Raw genomic sequence first — 20,519 nt, 5'->3', positions numbered from 1 at the left:
GATTGTCTAGCACCAGTCCCCGCACCAAGACCACTGGACGCGAATGGGACTGACAGTCTTTGCGCGCCACCACTCCCCACCCCTGCTCTCTCGTCAAACAGACACTTCCCCTCCCCAGGGGGTGGCTTCACGCGCGCCTGGAACAAGCCACCTTTGTGCGCCCCATCGCATCGGTGCCCACCATGGACCCGCGGCTCCTCCGCTCCTCGCTGTACTTGCTGCTGCTGCTCACGGGCCTGTGCTGCGGGGACCAGGATGCACCATCCCAGTCGACCCAAGGCCTCGCCGGGGCGCCAGAAGTCCAGGACGCACCCTACCCCGTGGATGACCTGGCCGGAGGTCGCCTCAGCTCCAACCCGCACGCGCTGACCGACGTCGGCGGCCTGCTCTTCTTCGTCGCCACGGATCGCTCCCGAGGCACCGAGCTCTTCAAGAGCGACGGCACCGACCAGGGCACCCTGCTCGTCAAGGACCTCCGCCCCGGCCGCCTCGGCTCACACCCCCGCGAGCTCACCGCCCTGGGCAACACCCTCTTCTTCGTCGCCGATGACGGCACCCACGGCGAGGAGCTGTGGCGCAGCGACGGCAAGGCCTCCACCACGCGCCTCGTCACGGACCTCATGCCCGGCCCCGAGGGCTCCGGCCCCCAGGCGCTCACCGTGCTCGAGGACTCGCTCTACTTTCTCGCCACGCAGACCCCGTCCCGCACCGAGCTCTGGCGAACCGATGGCACCCTCTCCGGCACGCAGCTCATCAAGGCCCTCGACAAGCACGCCGAGGACGCCATCCCCACGCACCTCACCCCGTCGAACGGCCACCTCTTCTTCTTCATGGGCAACACCCTGTGGCGCAGCGATGGCTCGCCCCGAGGCACCCACGCCGTCCGAAGCCTCGAAGCCCCGCCCGGCATCATCCTCCACCCCAGCGCGCTCACCGACGTGGCCGGACAGCTCTTCTTCTTCGTGCGCCACGAACGCGAGGACGACCTCCCTTCGCAGCCTCCGCGCCTCTCGCTCTGGACCAGCGACGGCACCACGAACGGTACGAAGCACGTCGCGGATCTCTCACTCCCCATCGTCAATGCCTCACCACGAGCCATCGCCGCGGGCACCCTCTTCTACTTCGTCGCCCATACGCCCACGCACGGCGACGAGCTGTGGCGCAGCGACGGCACACCCCAGGGCACGCTCCTCGTGCGCGACATCGCCCCAGGCCCCGACAGCGCCAACCCTCGCGAGCTCACCGCCCTGGAGGGACGTCTCTACTTCTCCGCGTGGTCTCCCGAGCACGGCGACGAGCTGTGGCGCAGCGACGGCACACCGCAGGGCACCGTCCTCATCAAGGACATCACCCCAGGCCCCGAGGGCTCGGCGCTCGCGTTCCTCCGCGCGACCCACGGCCGGCTGTACTTCTCCGCCCGTGAGCCAGGGAAGGGCCACGAGCCGTGGACCAGCAATGGCTCCGGACGCGGCACCTCGCGCCTGGAGGACCTCGCCCCCGGCGCGTACTCCTCCTCAGCCCGCGACTTCACCGTCAGCGGCCGACGCGTCTTCTTCACCGCCAACACCCGGGCCACCGGCGCGGAGCTGTGGGCAAGAGACCTCGGCTACGACTTCCGCGTCCTCTCCCGACGCCTCTCCCGCGCCAGCGACGACGAGGACTCGCACCTGCGCACCTCCGCTCCCGCGCGCCTCATCCAGGACATCCACCCCGGCGCGGGCGGCCCGGAACCCCACGCCTGGGTGACCCGCGCGGGCAACCTCTACTTCGACGCCAACGACGGCAGCGTGGGCCAGGAACCCTGGCGCACCGACGGCACCGCCGAGGGCACCACGCTCATCAAGGACCTCCGCCCCGGCCCGCTCTCCTCCGAGCCCTCCGGCTTCGTCGTCCTCGGCCCCTGGGTCCTCTTCTTCGCCGATGACGGCGTGCACGGCCGCGAGCTGTGGCGCACCGACGGCACCGCCGAGGGCACCACGCTCATCAAGGACATCCGCCCCGGCCTCGGAAGCAGTCAGGGCGCGGGTACTCCCGTGGTGATGAACGGCGTCGCGTACTTCAACGCCCGCGACGCGCTCCATGGCGAGGAGCTCTGGCGCACCGATGGAACCCCGCAGGGCACCGTGCTCGTGAGGGACCTCGCCCCGGGTGTCGACAACAGCTCCCCGCGTCACCTCACGCCGTTGGGCTCGCGCCTCTTCTTCACCGCCGACATCCCCGACCTGGGCTGGGAGCTGTGCGTCAGCGATGGCACCGAGACAGGCACCCGGCTCGTCAAGGACATCCGCCCCGGGCCCGCGGGCTCGTTCCCCTCATCGCTCACCGTGCGCGGCCAGCGCATCGTCTTCGCCGCGAACGACGGACGCCAGGGAGAGGAGCCCTGGGTCAGCGACGGCACCGCGCCCGGCACCTATATCCTCCGAGACCTCTGGCCCGGCCCCGAGGGCTCGTCCCCCGCCTCCTTCACCGCGACGGGAGATCGCGTCTACTTCGCCGCCACCGAGCCCAGCGTCGGCCGCGAGCCCTGGTCCACCGACGCCACCCGTCCCGGCACCGCGCTCGTGTTCGACGTGCACCCCGGTCCCTCCGGCTCCTACCCCCAGGACTTCACGCTCCTGGGCCCCAGCGTCCTCTTCAGCGCGGAGGACGGGGTCCACGGACGAGAGCCCTGGCGCGCCGACAAGGGGGTTCCGCGCGCCGCCCTCGTGAAGGACCTGAACCCGGGCCCCCAGGGCTCCGAGCCACGCTGGATGACCTCGGTCGGCGCGCTCGCCCTCTTCCACGCCGACGACGGCCGCACCGGCCCCGAGCTGTGGGAGTCCAACGGCACCACGGCGGGCACCCTCCTGCGTCAGGAGCTGGCCCCGGGCCCGACAGGCTCGCTCCCCTACGTGTTCACGCCCACGAACACGCAGACCTTCTTCCTCGCGGACGACGGCGCCCAGGGCATCGAGTGGTGGGTCCTGCGGCTCCCCGCCTCGCGCGAGCGGGAGTGACCCCCCACCCCGCAAGCCCTCTCCGGGCTCGCCGGGAATAGATATTTCTCCCAACCGTTGCCCCAGTGTTCACCCTATCCTCATTTCTTTTTCCCCGGAGTCATCGCCATGAGCAGCGAGCAGTCCCTCATCGTGACTGAGACCGACCTGGACCGTCTGCGCCAGGTCATCGACCACCATGGAGGGGGCCGCACGGCCGAGCTCGTGGAGATGCTCGAGTCGGAGCTGGGCCGGGCCCACGTCGTCAGCTCGGAGACGGTGCCCCCCAGCGTGGTGACGATGAACAGCACCGTGCTCTTCGAGGACGAGCAGACCGGAGAGCAGCGCCAGGTGACGCTCGTCTACCCGAAGGACGCGCGCAGCGACGAGGGCCGCATCTCCGTGCTGGCGCCCATCGGCAGCGCGCTCATTGGCCTGTCCGTGGGCCAGTCCATCGTCTGGCCGCTGCCGAACGGCCGCACCAAGCGGCTGCGCATCGTCGCCGTGCCGTACCAGCCCGAGGCCTCGGGCCACTACCACCTCTGAGGGCCCTTGAGGCGCCCGTCCCGTCCGTCGAGAGGGACGGGCGTCGACGATTCCCTCAGCGCAGCCCCACCCGCTTCGCCAGCTCCTGCGCCAGCGAGCGCAGCTCCTCGACCCCCGGCGCCGCGGGGCTCGTGTCGAACACCACCTCGTAGCCCAACCCCGCCTGATTGATGGACTCCGAGCGCGGAATGCGCGCCCGCAGCACCGGCACCGTCGAGTCCCTCAGCGCCTCCTCCATCGCCCCGTTCGTCGCCGGAGTGCGCCGATCCCACAGGTTCACCACCGCCACCAGCTCGCCGCCCTGCGCCTCGCGCACGTCGCGCCACGCCGCCTCAATCTCGCCCAGCCCCTGCAGCGCGAACGCGCCCGTGGGCACCGGCGCCACCACCAGGTCCGCGAACGCCAGCACCGCCTCCGTGTACGCGCCGATGCTCGGCGGCGTGTCGACCAGGATGATGTCCGGCGTCCAGCTCAGCGTCTTGAGCGCCCGTGGAATCGCCTGCAGCCGGTGACCCCACTGGAACAGATCGCGCTCCAGGGCCGCCATGCGCGGCGCCGCCGGCGCGATGAAGAGCGTGGGACGCTTCGGTGACGCCACCACCACGTCGTCCAGCCGGTACTTCGGCCGCGGCCCCAGCGCCTCCGCGAGGCACGGCCCCTCACGACTCTCCAACCCCAGCACCAGCGACGCGTGCGCCTGCGGGTCCAGGTCCAGCACGAGCACCCGCCGGCCCGCGTCCGCCAGCGCCGAGGCCACGTGCGCGCAGAGCGTGGTCTTCCCCACGCCGCCCTTGATGGTGCAGAACGCAATCAACGCCATGGGCCCGTCCTATACCGGATCTCCCACGCCGCCACCGGCCTCCCGGCGAGCCCCTCCGACGCCCCGGCACCTCCCAGAACACCCATGAATTCCGGACGCTCCGGAATGGTACGGCCGCACCATCCGGGGGCGCTCCAGAATGGTGCAGCGTCCCGGAATGTCAGACCTCTCGCCAATAATTCCAGCCACTTGGCCATGGCATCCCACGTGCTGAAGCACGGGGCATCAGGGCGTCCTCCCGAGGAGGCCCGCCAGCTTGAGGAGGCACATCATGGATATCCGGTTCTACGGCGTTCGCGGCAGCATCGCGGTTTCTGGCTCACGCATCGGCGGCAACACGGCCTGCGTGGAGGTGACGAGCCAGGGCCACCGGCTGATCCTCGACGCGGGCACGGGCCTGCGCGCGCTGGGCGAGTCGATGATGCGCGAGCCGATTCCGCACGACGTGACGATGTTCTTCTCGCACCTGCACTGGGACCACGTGCAGGGCTTCCCCTTCTTCACCCCGGCGTACCTGCCCACGTCGCGGCTGACGATGTACGGACCCGGCGCCAATGGCGCGCAGGCGCTCCAGTCGGAGCTGGCGGCGCAGATGCAGCCGCCGCACTTCCCGGTGCCGCTGAGCACCATGCGCTCGAAGATGGACTTCCTGTCCGCGCTGCACGCGAGGACGGTGGAGGTGGGCCCGTTCAAGGTGACGCCCATCGACGTGCCGCACCCGCAGGGGTGCCTGGCGTACCGCGTGGAGGCGGACGGGCACTCGTTCATCTACGCCACGGACGTGGAGCTGCGCCTGGAGGACCTGTCGCCGGAGGTGGCGCGCCTGTTCGAGGGCGCGGACGTGCTGTGTCTGGACGCGCAGTACACGCCCGACGAGTACGACGGGAAGAAGGGCATTTCGAAGAGGGGCTGGGGCCACTCGACGATGATGGACGCGGCGGGCGTGGCGAAGACGGTGGGCGCGCGGCGGCTGTGCCTGTTCCACCATGACCCGGCGCACTCGGACGAGGTGCTGGAGGACATGGCCGAGCAGGCGCGGACGCTGTTCCCGGTGTGCGAGCCGGCGCGCGAGGGCCAACGACTGGTGCTGGGCCGCGCGGCCTGAGAGGTGGGCCGGACGATGCCACACGGATGCTATGGTGACGCTTCGGCCTTCATCCTCCCGCCCCTGCCCACCATGCCCCCCGCCCCGGATGTCACCCAGGTCCTCCTCCCCTTCGGGGCGCTGGTGGGCCGTGAGGTGGACCTCGACGCCTTCCTCCAGACGTTGATGGACCGCATCGCCGCCACCATGCAGGCGGACCGGGGCACGCTGTGGTTGTTGGACCCCGCACGGCGCGAGCTGTTCAGCCGCGCGGCGCACCTGCCGGAGGTGTCCCAGATTCGCGTGAAGCTGGGCCAGGGGGTCGCCGGCACCGTGGCCCAGCAGGGCCAGCCCATCAACGTGCCGGACCCGCGCGGCGAGCAGCGCTTCTTCGCGGACATCGACCGGATGACGGGCTACCGCACCACCAGCCTGCTCGCGGTGCCGCTGCGCGACGTGGACGGCGCGCTGTACGGCGTGCTCCAGGTGCTCAACCGCCGGGGCGCGGACCGCTTCACGCATGAGGACACCGAGCGGCTGGACGCCATCGCGTCGCAGGTGAGCTCCGCCCTGCAGAGCACCAGCCTCTACCAGGAGCTGCAGCGCGCCAAGGACCAGCCCCAGGCGCCGGTGGGCTACTTCTTCAACCGCATCATCGGCGAGTCCCCGCAGCTGCAGAGCATCTACCGGCTGGTGCGCAAGGCCGCGCCCACCGACGCCACCGTGCTGCTGCGCGGAGAGAGCGGCAGCGGCAAGGAGCTCTTCGCGCGCGCCGTGCACGTCAACGGCCCGCGCCGCGACAAGCCGTTCATCAAGGTCGACTGCGCCGCCCTGCCCGCCACGCTCATCGAGAACGAGCTGTTCGGACACGAGAAGGGCGCCTTCACCGGCGCGGACCACCGGATGCCCGGCAAGTTCGAGGCGGCCGACAACGGCACCGTGTTCATCGACGAGATTGGCGAGCTGCCCCTGCCCGTGCAGGGCAAGCTGCTGCGTGTCCTGCAGGACCGCGAGTTCGAGCGCGTGGGCGGCACGCAGGCCATCAAGGTGGACGTGCGCATCGTCGCGGCCACGCATCGGGACCTGGCGCGCATGGTGGCCGAGGGCCGCTTCCGCGAGGACCTCTACTACCGCATCAAGGTCGTGGAGGTGGTGCTGCCCCCGCTGCGCGAGCGCGGCGCCGAGGACATCGAGCGGCTGGCCCGCCACTTCGTCGCCACCGCCGCGCGGAGACATCGCCTGGTGACGCCGCGCCTCAGCCCCGCCGCGCTGGAGCGGCTCAAGCGCTACCGTTGGCCGGGCAACGTGCGCGAGCTGGAGAACTGCATCGAGAGCGCCGTGGTGCTGTGCGAGGGGGAGATCCTCGAGGAGCACCTGCCCCTGCCGGACCTGGACCGCATCCCCGGGAGCACGCCCGCGGAGCCCGTGCGCACCCTGGCGCCCGCCGCGTCCGAGCCGGGCCTGAAGTCCCTGGCCGAGGTGGAGCGCCTGCACATCCTGCGCGTCCTGGACGCCGTGAAGGGCAACCGCACCGCCGCCGCGAAGGTGCTGGAGATCGGCCGCAACACGCTCGCCCGCAAGCTCAAGGAGTACGGCCTCGCCGACGAGGCGTGAGCGCCGCGCCCCGGTGGGCAGGCGGCCTTCCGCGTCAGTCCAGAATTACCCCTTGGAACCGACAGCACGTGCCTCCCGGTAGAACCTGGAGCATGCTGGAGCGGCCATCCATTCCGTCCGAGGGGAAGCCCATGAAGGTCATCGAGTCGCTGCTCGCCCAACTTCCGCCGGCGCTGGCCGAGAAGCTTCCGGACGTGAAGCTGCAGGACCAGGACATCCGGGTGACGCTCGCGCAGGAGGGCCTCACGCGGGACAACATCCTGCCGCCCAAGCTGAGCCTCGCGGACTTCACGCTGTCATTCGACGGGGCCGTGGAGGCCACGGTGCGCAACTTCAACTCGCCCGGTGACGTGGACGAGAACGGCGTGGTGGGCGAGCCCACCGCCGCCAACGCGCCGGCCTCCGACGGCTCCCGGCCCCAGCTGCTGCTGGGAGGAGAGACCGGCTGGATGCGCTACCAGGCCACGGCGCGCATCAAGTCCGCGGGGTCCACCGGCTCGCTGCCGTTCGTGTCCGGACAGGGCAAGAGCGAGGTGTTCGCCACGCTCAGCGACTACCGTGCGCACCCGCTGACGCGGAACATGCGCGAGGCGGCGAAGGAGGACCTGTCGCATCCACGGCTGCTGGTGTTGTCCACGGACCTGACCAAGCTGGGCCCGGGTGACGCGGTGGCGTGGCAGGTGCGCGGGACGCTGGAGGCGGGGCTCGAGCTGAACTGGGCGGACCTGTTCACCACGAACCTGGCGAACCTGTCCTTCGTGCGGACCAGCGAGCTCATCGAGCTGAAGACGGCGCTCGACGCGAAGGTGGGCGCGCGCGTGTCGCTCACGGACGACTACCAGCTCGTCTTCTCCCGCCCCGCCGCGAGCCGCATCCAGTTGGCCGTGCGCAAGGCGAAGTCGCGCGAGGCCACGCTGGGTGCGGGGCTCAACCTCCAGGTGGAGCTGGCCGACGCGGAGGCGGTGCGCAAGCGGCTCGGCGAGGTGCTCACGGCCATCACCGGGCAGGCCGAGGCGAAGGTGGAGGAGCTGGTCGACAAGGCCCTCGACAAGGTGCTCAGCGCCGAGGAGCAGGCCCAGCTTCGCGGCATCCTGGAGCGGCTGGGGCTGGACCCGCAGCTGGTCGTCCTCGACCACCTGAAGCAGGAGTGGGCGCAGCTCAAGCAGAAGGTGTCGAGCGCGCTCGACACGTTGGTGAAGGCGCGCGTGGCGGCGTCCTTCCAGTACGAGTACCTGCGCGTGTCCGAGTCGTCCACGCTGCTGGAGGTGGAGCTGGACGAGGCCACCGCGCTGCGCTTCCACGGCTCGCTGCTGCGCGGCAGCCTGGTGGACCTGCTCGCGTGGCTGCGTGAGCCCGCGAACGCGGGGAGCTACACGCTGCGCAACTACCTGAACACCTCCTCCGCCACGCTCCAGTCGACGGTGGGCTTCACGCTCGGCCTGGGCAGCTTCGAGGTGCTCAAGGCGCGCTCCACGCGGAAGCAGACCTGGGTGAACCAGGAGAACCTCCAGGGCGCACGGCGGCAGGCGTTCCTCGGGCAGCGCGCGTACGAGGACTCGTTCCTGGGCCACCGTGGCCGGTGGGTGGTGGACTTCCGCGCGGACATGGAGACGTTCACCCTGGCCCCGACGGCGCCGGACTTCCGCCTGGGCCTGCACATGCTGCTGTGGGGCCAGAAGAAGAAGCTGTCGAAGCAGGAGCTGCGCGAGGCGGTGGACGACGCCGTCGTGTGGGGCGTGCTGGACGCGAACGACGCCGCCACGGTGCTGACGAAGCTCGACGCGCACGTGGGCAGGTCGGACGTGGAGACGCAGCTGGAGCTCAAGGTGTCGGACGACATGCTGCGCGAGCTCTTGCCGAGACTGCAGGGCTTCGACGTCAAGCTGTTCTCCCGCGCGCTCGCCCGGGCCATGCCTTGGAGCGAGCAGACGGCGCGCGTGTCCCCGGAGTTCCGCAAGCTGGTCTATGGGCCCATCTGGGAGTCGTATCTGAACGAGGTGCTCGACAAGGGCAGCTTCCTGTCCGGAGACCTCTCCCCCACCCGCGCCGCGCAGATCGCCCAGTGGTTCATCGAGCGCGACGCGACGGTGAAGCAGCTCGCCTCGGACCTGCTGCTGCGCGAGAAGACGTGGAGCGGTATCGGCGGCAGGTTCACCTTCGCGGAGGTGACACAGGCGAACAGCGGGACGCTGGGCAAGTGCCGCCGGTTCGTGGAGGGCCTCGTGCGGCTGCGTCGCTCCATCGACGAGCGGCGGAGCGGCGAGGAGCTGCGCGCGGTGCACGGTGAGTTGGAGGGGATGTGGAACACGGGGTTCCACCTGCGCGCCGCGGGGGCACTGCTCGCCGAGGTCGCGAAGGCGACTCCTCGCGGGCTCGGCGGCATCGAGCGCACGTTCACCGTGCGGATCGCGAGCAGCCAGGAGCAGCTCGTGTTCTCCACCGCGTGGGGCCCGTCGTCGTCAACGTAGGCAGGGCGCTTGTCGCGTCCGCGCGGCGGCCACGGTTCGTGAGCCCTGTTCATCGCCGACGTCAGGGCGCGGGGCTCAAAGCATGCGCTGCCGCATCCACGCGGCGGCCACGGTTCGTGAGCCCCGTTCGTCGTCAGGGCGCGGAGCTTACAGCGTGCGCGACAGCATCAGCGCGGCGGCCACGGACATCACCCCGGCCGCCGTGAAGTGCGTCCAGGCGCGGCGAGCCAGCGTACCTCGCGTGTCCTGCGCCTCCGGACCCAGGACGACCAGGGCGGGTCCGCCGCCGCGACCGCACAGCTCGTAGGAGCCCTCGCTCGAGCCCCGTCGGAGCTCCCCCACCACGAAGCACGTCTCGCCCGCGGTCCCCACGCGCTCCCAGGACAAGGCCCAGGGCTCGTCCGTCAGCTGGCGAGCCTCGGGCACCGAGGCGCCCTCCGGCGTCACCGGCCGCTCCTCGAGCCACGCGGAGGGCGTCGGCAGACAGACCGTCCTGCAGCGGCGGGGCCGCACGGGCGCCATCAACGACGCGGGCGAGAAGCGCACTCGAGCCCGGATGCGCGCGCCGCGCAACGTCAGCGTCGGGGAATAGGCGCGCTCACGAGACAGCAGCGTCCCCTTGCGCCCATCCGAGGCGACCTCGCGCAGCTCCGCTTCGTAGAACGCGCAGCCCACGCCCCCTGGCGATGTCAGCTCCTCCTGCGCATCGAGCGTGCCCTGGAAGACACCCCAGCTCGTGGAGGCCCCGGCGCGCAGTTCCGCCACGGCGTCATCCAGGCTCTTCGGCGCCGAGTCGCGCAGCAGCTCCGAGCCCGAACGGACCCGAGTGCCCCGCACCGCGAGCAGGGCCGCCGCCACCAGCAGCGCGATGCCCACCGACCTGCCGAACGACTCGGACGACCACACCACGAAGGCCACGTTGCCCAGCCCGGAGACGAGCAGGAAGCCGCCGAAGGCCAGCATGCCGAACCAGACCAGCGGCAGCCGGGGGACTCGCGAGTCCGGCCCCCGCCGTCCCACGGTCAGCACGGCCACCACCAGCCCCGCCAGGAGCGCCGCATAGATGGGCGCCAGCACGGCGCGCCAGAATTCCATCCTGTCCCCCGGCCGCACGAACAGGGCCCGCTCCACGCCAGACCCCGGATACCGAGGGAAGGTGGTACGCCGGACAGGCTCGCGCAAGGTCGCCCGGAGTCTCACCCCGTCCCGCGCCTGACAGGTGCCGCGTGAACCGCCCTCGGTCGGACGGAGTCCGGCCGGGTCGTGCGAGGGAAGTGTTGAGTACGTGAGGATTCCACGACAGGCGCCGACAAGTCGTGAGCCCAGCCCGCTTCGGCGCGCAGGTGCTGGAGAAACAGCTCAGGAAGCAAGAGAGTGCGCTTCAGACGGCCATGGAGTTGCCCGGAGGCGGCCAGTGACCCTCGAAGCGCTGGAACAATGCATCTCGCAACTTCTCGCACTCGCACGTTCGCGAGGAATCGAAGAGGTCGATACCGGGGAGCGCGACTACTACTGGAACGTACCGAGCCCGGAATGGGTGGACATGACGAAGCAGCCGCAGTTGACGGTGGGTTCGCTCGACGATGACCTCGTCGAGTTGAACAAGCTGCGAACCCAGCCGGAGCGAGCCTCGTCCGTCGATTTCGAGCGTGTCGCCGCGATGCTTCGGCTGCTCTCGGACAAGCTGTCCGGGTGAGTGGTAGCGACGGCGCCTTCCCCCCCGAGTCGCCTCAGGCCGCTGAACCCACTACTGCTCCTGGCCCGCGGAGGCCCGGCGCAGCGGCTGCTCGCGAAGCTGTCCCTTCACCTTCAAGTCATCGAAGGTGCAAGCGAGGTTGCGGCATCCCACCGCCACCTTGGCGACGCGGTTCTCCAGGCCGGGCAGCAGCTTGCGGGCGAAGCGCTGCCGTCCGAGGAACCCTTCCGCGAGCACGCCGCCCTTCACGCGGCTGAGCTTCAGGCGCACCTGGTAGGGCCCCCGGTCGGGCAGCGGCATCTCGTCCTCGACGAGCCCGTCCGTGTCCTGCGCGCTGTTGCCGACGATCTCCTGTCCGTCCTCGGCGAAGTAGCGCCACGCCAGGCGCATGCCGACCTCCGGAATCGCGAAGGCCGACACCTGGAGGTCCCGGATGCGGAAGGACAGCTCGCCGTAGTGCTGTGAGTCCGGCTCGTCCGGACGGTACTCGTCCCCGAGCGGCTTCACGTCCATCATCACCGAGGCGTCGAAGTGGTCCGCCGCGAAGTAGCGCGTCGCCACATAGGCGCGAGGCACCAGTCGCCGGCCACCGGCATCCTGCCCCCCCTGCCATGCGCGGAGCTGTCCGCCTTCGACCTTCCACAGGCCGCTGTGGAGATTGAGCTCCTCGGGGCCCTTGTCGTCGAAGGACACCTCGAAGCGCGCCTCGCCATCCGGCGTCGCCGCCTCGACCAGGGTCGCCGTGGAGAAGGCCTCCGCGTACGTGTTCGGCGGGTTCGGCTTCTCGGGCATCCGCCCGTTGACCCATCGCGCGCCGAGCCCCAGCACCGCGAGTCCACCCACCACCGACAGGCCTGCACGCACCCGTCGCCACCCGGTCCGCAGCTTGCGGGTGATCTGACTCGTCGACTTGCGACGCCCCTCCAGTTGATGCGTCGGCCGGGTCGTCTGGTTGGGCGCGGACGTCGAGGCCACCAGCAGCTCCAGCGCCTCGCACAGCTCCGTGGCCTTCGCGTAGCGCGCCTCGGGGTCCGTCTCCAGCAGCCGGTCGATGATGTGGTCCACGCGCGGGTCCAGGCCCGGCACCCGCTTGGACGGCAGCTTGAAGCGCCCCAGGGGAAGCTCCCCGGTGAGCAGCTCGTAGAGGACCACGCCCAACGAGAACAGGTCCGCGCGGCCGTCCACGCTCTTCGCGTCGCGCCGCTGCTCGGGCGCCATGTAGTTGAGCGTGCCCATGGCCACCGCCGTCGCGGTGAGCTGCAGCCGGGCCTCGGACTGACGGATGCCGGCGAGACCGAAGTCCGCCACCTTCACGTTGCCGCGCCCGTCCAGCAGGATGTTCTCCGGCTTGAGGTCGCGGTGGATGATGTCCTTGTCGTGCGCGCACTCGATGGCGCGCGCCGCCTGGAGCATCAGCTTCAGGCCCTGCTGCGGCGTCAGCGAGCCGGTGGAGATGGCCTCGCGCAGCGAGCGGCCCTCCACGAACTCCATCACGAAGTAGTAGTGCTCGCCGGCCACGCCCCGGTCGATGATCTGCACGATGTTCGGGTGGTTGAGGGCGGCCAGCGCCGTGGCCTCCTTCTCGAACCGCGCCACGAACTCCGGGTCCTTCGCCAGCTTCGGCGGGAGCAGCTTCACCGCCACCGTGCGACCCAGCGACGTCTGGCGCGCGAGCCACACCTCGCCCATGCCGCCGCGGCCCAGCAGCTCCTTCAGCTCGAAGCCCGGCAGCGTCACCCGCGCCGCCGCCACGAACGTCTCCACCGAGTGGATGTCCAGGTCGGAGTCGGCGTCGCCCCGCCCCGTCGGCCGCGTCGAGCGCACCACCGTCGCGTCCACGGGCACATCCATCCCCGGCGTCGAGGAGGGCAGCGCCACGCCACTCGGGCCAACGCCGCCCGACTCGTTCGAGGACTGAGGGACGCCCTGCCGACCGTTACCCGGACCCTCTCCTCCGCCCGAAGCGCTCTGCACGGGCACCTCGCCCGCGCGAACGCCCGGCAGGGGCACGCCGAACGGTGCGCCCGGAGATGCCCCGCCATGCCCGGGAGCATCGCCCCCCGCAGCGTTCGGAGACGCGGCGACGCGCGCCAGCGCATCACCCGCTGCGCCCACCCCTGGCACTGCCACTCCGAACGGCGCGCCTGGCGACACGCCGCCACGGACGGAGGCCTCGCCTCCGGCAAGCCCCGAGGCCACCGGAGCCTCGCCGCCCACGCGCACGCCCGGCAGCGCGACGCCGCCCGGTGAGGAATCGATGGCGGTCCCCGTCACCCGCAGGCCGGGCACGTCCGTGTCCCCGAAGGACACCTCCACACCACTGTCGCGCGCCGCGTCCCCCGCCGCTTCCACGTCTCTCATGTCGGCCACACCCGAAGACGCGTCCACGCGCGCCACCGGGCCCACTGACGCGGCGTCACCACCCGCGCTCACAGCGGCGCCCAGGCGCGCTCGCGCCTCGGAGCCCGACGTCACGCCGGCCGCGGACGTCCCACCCACCCACGAGGCACCCGCCCTCGCGATTCCACTCGGAGCCGCGCCGACCCTCGACGAGCCGGGCTCCCGCTCCTCACTCCAATCGATTCCGCTCGACCCCGCGGACGCATCCCGCAGCGCTCCGCCGTTCGCATAGCTGGGGCTGCGCGACGCGCGCTCCTCCCCCCCCAGCCCCGGGACCACCGTGTCGCGCGTGTGCTCGTTCAACGGCTGCGCCCGGTGCGGCGCGAACGTGATGTTCGAGTTGCCCGCCCCCACCGGCTTCACACCGCCTACGTCCTGACGACGCACCTCGAAGCGGATGCCGCAACGGCACGTCAGCTTCTGCCCGCTGACATAGACCCGGGTGTCATGTTGGGTCCCGCAGTTGGGACACTCCTGGGTCGTCGTCATCGGCGCGGGGAGGCGGCGGTCGTATGTTCCACGCCATGGACGCGGTAGGTGGGGACGGCCTTCTCCTTGCCCTTGACCTGCAGCGCCGGCAGCTCCTCCACGTCGAAGCCCGCGCCGGACCTGCGCACCGTCGACTCCGACGCGAGCACCTCGCCGCTCTTGGCCATGCCACACAACCGCGAGGCCGTGTTCACCGTGTCGCCGATGGCCGTGAACTCGTGCCGCTCCGCGCTGCCCATGTAGCCGACGACCGCCTGGCCCGTGTTGATGCCGATGCCCACCTCGATGGGCGCCTTGCCGGCCGCCACGCGGTTGCGGTTGATCTGATCCACCGCCTCCTGCATCTCCAGCGCCGCCCGCACCGCCCGCGCCGCGTCGTCCGGATGCGACAGCGGCGGACCCCACACCGCCATCACACAGTCGCCGATGAACTTGTCCAGGTTCCCCTCGTAGCGGAACACCACGTCCGCCATCGCCGTGAAGAACGTGTTGAGCATCGACACCACTTCCTGCGGCGACTCGTTCTCGGAGATGGTGGTGAAGCCGCGGATGTCCGCGAACAGGCAACTCACCTCCGCCAGCCGGCTCTGCCGCAGGTCCTCCGTCTCACCGGAGATCACCGCGTCCGCCACCGCCTTGGACAGGAAGCGGCTCAGCTCCGCGCGCGTCACCGCCTCCGCGCGGATCTGCTCGCCCAACGCCGCGTTCTCCAGCGCGATGCTCGCCTGCGAGGCGATGCCGGAGAGGATGTTCAGGTCCTTCTCCGAGAAGGCGTTGATCTGCTGGCGGCTGTCCAGGAAGAGCACCGCTTGAATCTTGGAGTTCACCATCAGCGGCACCGCCATGGCCGAACGGATGCCCTGCGCCACGATGCTCTCCGCCGCGGAGAAGCGCTCGTCGATGATGGCGTCCGCCGTCAGCACCGCCTTGCCCGTCTCCACCACGCGCTTGAGCACCGTGTCGGACAGCATGACGTTGACCGGCTTGCCCGTGCGGTGGTGCACCGCCGCCGGGATGAACTCCCCGTCCCCGGCCACCTTCAGGATGACGCCGTGGTCCGCCGCGAGCAGCTGGAAGGCCACCTTGAGGATCTGCTCGAACAGGCCCGTCTGGCTGCCCTGCGTGCTCACCTGCCGGTGGAACTCGTGGGCGATGCGCAGCTTCTCGTAGTCGCGGCGCAGCGCCTCGCCGTCCGTCATCTGGTCCACCGGACGGAAGTTCTGCGGCACCTGGTCCATCTGCGCCAGGAACGCGGGCATGGACACCGACTGCGCCACCACCGTCACGCCGGGCGCCGCGGGCGCGGGGACCACCGGCTGCTCGCCGCTGTGGAAGATGAGCCGCGAGGAGCCCAGGGCAATCTCGTCCCCGTCCTTCAGCCGCAGCTCCTTCACCCGCTTGCCGTTGACGAACGTCCCGTTCGAGGACCCCAGGTCCTTGAGGACGAAGTCCTTGCCCACCTTCTCGATGGTCGCGTGCTCCTTGGAAACCTCGCGGTCCACCAGGCGCAGCGTGTTGGACGGATGACGGCCGAGCGACGTCAACGGCCCCAGGGGGAACTCCCCCAGAGTGCCGTCCGCGAAGCGCCCGGTCAGCCGGGGGCCTCGGAGCTGTTGCCCGGATTTCGGAGCGAATGGGGCGGGAACCTGGCTCACGCGCGAATCCTCACCGGCCCGGACACTACCAGAGCCGCCTGGGAAGCGGGGAACGTCTGGTGGCGCAGGCCGACCAGGGCCCCCTCCGGAGGGCTGCACGGCCGGTCAGGGTCCCGCTCCTGGGACGGCGCGTCAGCTCCGTCCACCCCCCTCCCCCTGGGCCCCCCGTCCTCCGCCCCGCTTCTCTCCCAGGGCCCACACTGGTAAGGGGGGCCCGTGCGAATCAAACAGAAGCCCGAAGACTTCAGCGTCAAGGAATCCTACCGCTTCGATGAAGTCGCCTCCGGGCGTTTCCGCGTCTACCTGATGGACAAGCAGAAGCTGTCCACGTTCGACGCCGTGGCACGCCTGCGGGACGCGTTCGGTCTCAAGCCGGGCTCCATCAGCTATTGCGGCCTGAAGGACAAGCAGGGCCGCACCGAGCAGCTCATCGCCGTGGACGGCGCCGACGTGGACATGCAGGAGCCGGACCTCCGCCTGAAGTACCTGGGCCGGACGAACAAGGCCCTGTCCTCGGCGAACATCACGTCCAACCGCTTCTCCGTGACGGTGAGGGCCCTGGAGGAGTCGTCCCTGGGCCCCCTCAACGTGGCGGCCGCCGAGGTGAACCGCCTGGGCGTCATCAACTACTTCGACAGCCAGCGCTTCGGCTCGCTCAAGCACGGGCAGGGCTTCATCGCCAAGGACCTCATCCGGGGCGACTTCGAGGCGGCGCTCCACAACTACCTGGCCAAGCCGTCGGAGCTGGACCGCTCCGAGGACGCCAAGGTGAAGGCCTTCTGGCGCGACAACTGGGGCCACTGGGACGCGCGCGTCCCCTTCGAGGGCACCAAGAAGTACCACCGCGTCCTGCGCTCGCTGCGCGAGGAGCCCAAGAACTTCACCCGCGCCTTCCTGCAGATCGACGCGGACTACCGCGCGATGCAGCTGTTCACCTACCAGAGCTACCTCTGGAACGAGGGCGTGCGGCGCTACCTGCAACTGCTGTTGCCGCGTGAGTCGCTGTTCCCCATGCGCTACCAGGCCGGCTCGCTCCTGTTCCACAAGGATGCGGATCCGCAGACGCTGCGCGTGCTGCGCGACGCCACCTTCCCCCTGCTCGCGCCCAACAGCACCTTCACGGATCCGAAGGTCGAGGACGCCGTGCGCTGGGTGCTCGGCCGCGAGAAGCTCAAGCTGTCGGACCTGGTCATCCCCGGGGCCGAGCGCATGCTCTTCTTCAAGCACGAGGAGCGCCCGGTCCTCTCCTTCCCGCACAAGCTGGTCATCGGTCGCACGCAGCCCGACGAGCTCAACCGGGGCAACATCAAGGTCAACGTCGCCTTCACCCTGCCGCCGGGCGCGTACGCCACGCTCGTCGTCAAGCGCCTGTTCCACTTCGAGTACGCCGAGGACACCGCGGAGGAGATCCGCGCCTCCCAGCGCGCGCACCTCGTCGAGCAGGAGCAGGCCGAGGGTGCCCCCTCCAGCCGCCGCGGCCCTCCCGTCCGTGAGGAGCGGGGCACCGGCCGCCGGGCCCCCGCCGCCCGTGGCGCCGCCGGCCGCCGCGCCGAGACCACCTTCGACGAGGAGCGTCCGCGCGCCTCGGACCGCCGTGCGCCCGCGCGCGGCGAGGCCCCCAGCCGGCCCGGTCGGCGCACCACCTCCGAGGTCGAGGCCCCCGCCCGTCCCGGACGCAAGAGCACGGCCGAGGTCTCCGAGACGCCCACCCGGGGCCGCTCGCTCGCCCAGCAGGCGGAGCCCAAGCCCAGGCAGGAGCCCGCCGCCCCGCTCGGCTTCCGTGAAAAACAGCGCCAGCGCAAGGCCGCCCGCGAGGTCGCCCGGGCGGAGACCGAAGCCAAGCGCTCGAAATCACGGAAGAAATAAGTCTGCAACGGCGATGAAACACCTGGACGCAATGGGGGAGCGCGCACACCGTAGACCCAGGTGTGAACGCTCTTGCCCTCGACGACGCTCCCGGGACCCTCGCCCACGCCATCGGGATGCTGATGGCTGACGACGCCGTCCCCCTCCCCTGGAAGGCCGACGTGCAGGCGGCCCGCCGTGGAGATCCGTCCGCCTTCGAGTCCCTGGTGCGCAGCGTCCAGCGCCAGGTCTACGGCCTGGCGCTCCGGCTGCTGCAGAGCGAGGCCGAGGCCGCGGAGGTGTCCCAGGAGGCGCTCCTGCGCGCGTACCAGAACCTGCACCGGTACGACGACTCGCGCCCGTTCGACCTCTGGGTGCTGGCCATCACCCGCAACCTCTGCCTGGACCTGCTCCGCCGCCGCACCAAGGTGCGCACCGAGGAGCTGGAGCCCATGAAGGAGGTGCTCCCCAGCAACGAGGCCTCCCAGGAGGAGGGCGCCATCGCCCGCGAGGAGCGCCAGTCGCTGGAGGAGGCCATGGCCACGCTCTCCGTCGATGATCGTGAAGTCCTCGCGCTCTACTACGTCCAGAAGCGCACGACGAAGGAGATCGCCCAGATCCTCGGGTGCGCCCCTGGCACCATCATGGCCCGGCTCTTCAGGGCCCGAGAGAAGCTTCGCAAGAAGATGAGCACGGAGGAGGCCCCCCGATGAGCGCGCACCCCTGCCCCGACCTCGAGGTCCTCTTCGCCGAGCTGGAGGAAGGTGAAGGCCCCGCGCTGGACCACGCCGCCGAGTGTGACGCCTGCGCGGGGGTCCTCGAAGAGCACCGGCTGATGGAGAACGACCTGTACCGGCTGGCGGATCCCCTCCCGCCGCCGACCCTGGTCGCCAGCGTCATGGCACGCGTGGCGGCGGAGCCCGTACCTCAGCGTCGCGAGGTCTGGTCCGGGCTCGCCATCCTGCTGACCTCGTTGCTCGGTGGGCTGGGCTACCTGGTGATGAACGACCAGGCGCTCGGCCGGCTGGGCACGGGCGTGGCGTCCTTCCTCGTGGAGGGGCGCTTCCTGGCCGAGGGCGTGCTGAGCGGCGCCCGCGCGTTGTGGTCGACCGAGGGCCTGGCCGTGGCCGCATTCCTCGCGTTCCTCCTCCTGACGTCGCTGGCCGGTCTCAAGCGGCTCGCGGGCAGCGCCCCCACCCCCTCCGAAGCCTGAGCGACCCATGAAGATCTCCTCCCGATTCCTCATCCCCGCGTTGCTCCTGGGCGCCCCCCTCGCGCTCGCCGAGTCCGCGCCCGCCGCCCGCGCCGCCGAGTCCGCACCCGCCGCGAAGAGCATCGACGTCTCCTTCCGAGGCAGCCTGCGCGACGCGCTGAAGACCATCGCCGACAAGGGCGGCCTCAACCTGGTCGTCACCGGCGACCTGGACGTCCCCGCCGAGGTCCACCTGCGCGGCATCTCCGCCGACCAGGCCCTGCGCACCGTGTCCCGCGCCTACTCGCTGCGCATGGAGCAGGACGGCTCCATCATCACCCTGCGCCCCATGACGCCCTCGGAGAAGGAGGCCGCGGCCCAGGGGCTCGCCGAGCCGGCGCCCGCGCCCCAGGCGGTCCCCGCGCCCGTGGCCCCGCCCGCGCCACCCGCTCCGGCGGCGCCCGCGGTCGCCTCCGATGGCTCCGAGCACGAAGAGGACTCCGCCACGGACGCGGAGACGATGCGCGAGGTGCGCGAGCAGATCCGCGAGCAGATGCACCGCACCCGCGACGAGCTCAAGCGCTCGCGCCGCTCGGGGGCCCGCAACGTGGTGGCGCGCGGTCAGTCCCTGGAGGTGAAGGAGGGACAGACGGTGGAGAGCGCCGTGGTGTACGGCGGCAACCTGGTGGTGAAGGGCAACGTGGAGAAGGACGCGGTGGCCTTCGGCGGCAACCTCATCGTCCACGGCCACGTGGAGGGTGACGCGCACGCCTTCGGCGGCAACGTGGTCCTCAAGCCCGGCGCCTCCGTGGAGGGCGACGTGTCCTCCTTCGGCGGCAACGTGGACCGCGAGGACGGCGCGAACGTGGAGGGCAGCATCAACACCTTCGGCGGGGCCAACATCGGCCGCGTCGTCGCGAAGGAGCTCAACAAGGGCCTCCAGGAGTCCAGCGACGAGGGCGAGGAGCGGCGGCGCAACCGCGACGACGACGACGGGGGCGGGCTCGCCGGGTTCATCCTCACGTTCGCGGTGCTCTTCGGGCTGGGCTTCCTGGGCCAGATGTTCTTCCCCTCGCGGATGAAGCAGCTGGGGGATGAGATCCGCGCGCGGCCGGTGCAGAGCGGCCTGACGGGCCTGCTCGGGGTGGTGGCGATGATTCCGCTCACGGTGGTGCTGGCCATCACCATCATCGGCATCCCCGCGGCGCTGGTGCTGTGGATGGCGGCGCCCCTGGCGGCGGCCCTGGGCTTCGCGGCGGTGGCGAGCGAGCTGGGCACGCGGCTGCCGGTGATGCGCGGACGCAAGACGCAGGCGGTGGTGCTCGCGCTGGGGTTGCTGGTGTTGCTGGTGGTGGGCGCCATCCCCGTCTTCGGCGCCATCGTCTCCTGCCTGGTGGTGCTCATCGCCCTGGGCGCGGTCATCCGGACCCGCTTCGGCTACCGGCCGCGCGGCATGGGCATCCCCGAGCCCATCCACACCCACGGGGAGCAGCCGCTCTGACGCACCCGCGCCGGGATTTGCCCGGCGCGTCAAGGACCACGGCCTGCACGGCCGCCCGCTCCACCCACCGGGGATCGCCACGAGGCCTGAGACGGCCCGTCGCGGTCCCCGGTGACGTTCTGCGGGAGTCTTAGAGAAGTTCCAGCGCGCCATCACCTCGACTGTCGGCTGGGCCTCATGACCGGGGTGCGTCATGCGCCGACAGGCTTTGACCACCCGCGGGCGTTACGCCAT

14 protein-coding genes are annotated in these 20,519 nt (G+C 70.8%); 10 read left to right on the top strand and 4 right to left on the bottom strand.

Annotated features, from left to right (window positions below; genetic code table 11):
• The first annotated feature begins 182 nt into the window (after positions 1 to 182).
• Both AC6JA9_RS21145 and rnk read left to right on the top strand, forming a co-directional pair.
• Positions 183 to 2,996 (top strand): ELWxxDGT repeat protein, encoded by a 2,814-nt coding sequence (locus AC6JA9_RS21145; protein WP_497960587.1) that lies wholly within the window; start codon positions 183 to 185, stop codon positions 2,994 to 2,996.
• Positions 2,997 to 3,104: 108 nt separating this feature from the next.
• The gene (gene rnk / locus AC6JA9_RS21140) at positions 3,105 to 3,521 is read left to right on the top strand and encodes a nucleoside diphosphate kinase regulator (protein ID WP_223748696.1); all 417 of its coding nucleotides are present in this window, start codon (positions 3,105 to 3,107) and stop codon (positions 3,519 to 3,521) included.
• A gap of 55 nt (positions 3,522 to 3,576) precedes the next feature.
• Here the strand turns inward: rnk and AC6JA9_RS21135 are convergent, their stop codons facing one another.
• The gene (locus AC6JA9_RS21135) at positions 3,577 to 4,341 is read right to left on the bottom strand and encodes a ParA family protein (protein WP_473565459.1); all 765 of its coding nucleotides are present in this window, start codon (positions 4,339 to 4,341) and stop codon (positions 3,577 to 3,579) included.
• 271 nt (positions 4,342 to 4,612) lie between these two features.
• Between AC6JA9_RS21135 and AC6JA9_RS21130 the strand changes: the two genes are divergently transcribed.
• The 3 genes from AC6JA9_RS21130 to AC6JA9_RS21120 all read left to right on the top strand — a co-directional run bounded on the left by AC6JA9_RS21130 (position 4,613) and on the right by AC6JA9_RS21120 (position 9,507).
• The gene (locus AC6JA9_RS21130) at positions 4,613 to 5,446 is read left to right on the top strand and encodes an MBL fold metallo-hydrolase (protein ID WP_497960584.1); all 834 of its coding nucleotides are present in this window, start codon (positions 4,613 to 4,615) and stop codon (positions 5,444 to 5,446) included.
• 15 nt (positions 5,447 to 5,461) lie between these two features.
• On the top strand, positions 5,462 to 7,039 hold the full coding sequence (locus tag AC6JA9_RS21125) for a sigma-54-dependent Fis family transcriptional regulator (RefSeq protein ID WP_223748699.1): 1,578 nt from the start codon (positions 5,462 to 5,464) through the stop codon (positions 7,037 to 7,039).
• Between the two features lie 131 nt (positions 7,040 to 7,170).
• Positions 7,171 to 9,507: a hypothetical protein gene (locus AC6JA9_RS21120; protein WP_497960582.1), complete on the top strand. Its 2,337-nt coding sequence runs from the start codon at positions 7,171 to 7,173 to the stop codon at positions 9,505 to 9,507.
• Between the two features lie 147 nt (positions 9,508 to 9,654).
• On the opposite strand, the gene AC6JA9_RS21115 is transcribed toward AC6JA9_RS21120, so the two are convergent.
• Positions 9,655 to 10,602: a hypothetical protein gene (locus tag AC6JA9_RS21115; RefSeq protein ID WP_223783232.1), complete on the bottom strand. Its 948-nt coding sequence runs from the start codon at positions 10,600 to 10,602 to the stop codon at positions 9,655 to 9,657.
• Positions 10,603 to 10,921: 319 nt separating this feature from the next.
• On the opposite strand from AC6JA9_RS21115, the gene AC6JA9_RS21110 reads away from it, so the two are divergent.
• Positions 10,922 to 11,203, top strand: coding sequence for a hypothetical protein (locus tag AC6JA9_RS21110; protein WP_408890461.1), 282 nt, complete (start codon positions 10,922 to 10,924; stop codon positions 11,201 to 11,203).
• Between the two features lie 51 nt (positions 11,204 to 11,254).
• Here the strand turns inward: AC6JA9_RS21110 and AC6JA9_RS21105 are convergent, their stop codons facing one another.
• Entirely contained in the window at positions 11,255 to 14,092 is a 2,838-nt protein-coding gene (locus tag AC6JA9_RS21105) for a serine/threonine-protein kinase (RefSeq protein ID WP_497960579.1), read from the bottom strand.
• Positions 14,089 to 15,747 carry an adenylate/guanylate cyclase domain-containing protein gene (locus AC6JA9_RS21100; protein ID WP_267696254.1) on the bottom strand — a complete coding sequence of 553 codons (1,659 nt, stop codon included), beginning with the start codon at positions 15,745 to 15,747 and terminating at the stop codon, positions 14,089 to 14,091. Before AC6JA9_RS21100 ends, AC6JA9_RS21105 begins: the two co-directional genes overlap by 4 nt.
• 216 nt (positions 15,748 to 15,963) lie before the next feature.
• Between AC6JA9_RS21100 and truD the strand changes: the two genes are divergently transcribed.
• The 4 genes from truD (at position 15,964) to AC6JA9_RS21080 (ending at position 20,285) form a co-directional block, all read left to right on the top strand.
• Positions 15,964 to 17,613, top strand: coding sequence for a tRNA pseudouridine(13) synthase TruD (truD, locus tag AC6JA9_RS21095; RefSeq protein WP_483577881.1), 1,650 nt, complete (start codon positions 15,964 to 15,966; stop codon positions 17,611 to 17,613).
• A 122-nt stretch (positions 17,614 to 17,735) separates the two neighbouring features.
• On the top strand, positions 17,736 to 18,305 hold the full coding sequence (locus AC6JA9_RS21090) for an RNA polymerase sigma factor (protein ID WP_174816812.1): 570 nt from the start codon (positions 17,736 to 17,738) through the stop codon (positions 18,303 to 18,305).
• Entirely contained in the window at positions 18,302 to 18,805 is a 504-nt protein-coding gene (locus AC6JA9_RS21085; protein WP_223748704.1) for a hypothetical protein, read from the top strand. Before AC6JA9_RS21090 ends, AC6JA9_RS21085 begins: the two co-directional genes overlap by 4 nt.
• Positions 18,806 to 18,812: 7 nt before the next feature.
• On the top strand, positions 18,813 to 20,285 hold the full coding sequence (locus tag AC6JA9_RS21080) for a DUF8173 domain-containing protein (RefSeq protein ID WP_223783230.1): 1,473 nt from the start codon (positions 18,813 to 18,815) through the stop codon (positions 20,283 to 20,285).
• Positions 20,286 to 20,519: the final 234 nt, after the last annotated feature.

This window comes from Myxococcus sp. MH1, from assembly GCF_059738865.1.
This window is presented reverse-complemented; position numbering and strand designations above follow the sequence as displayed.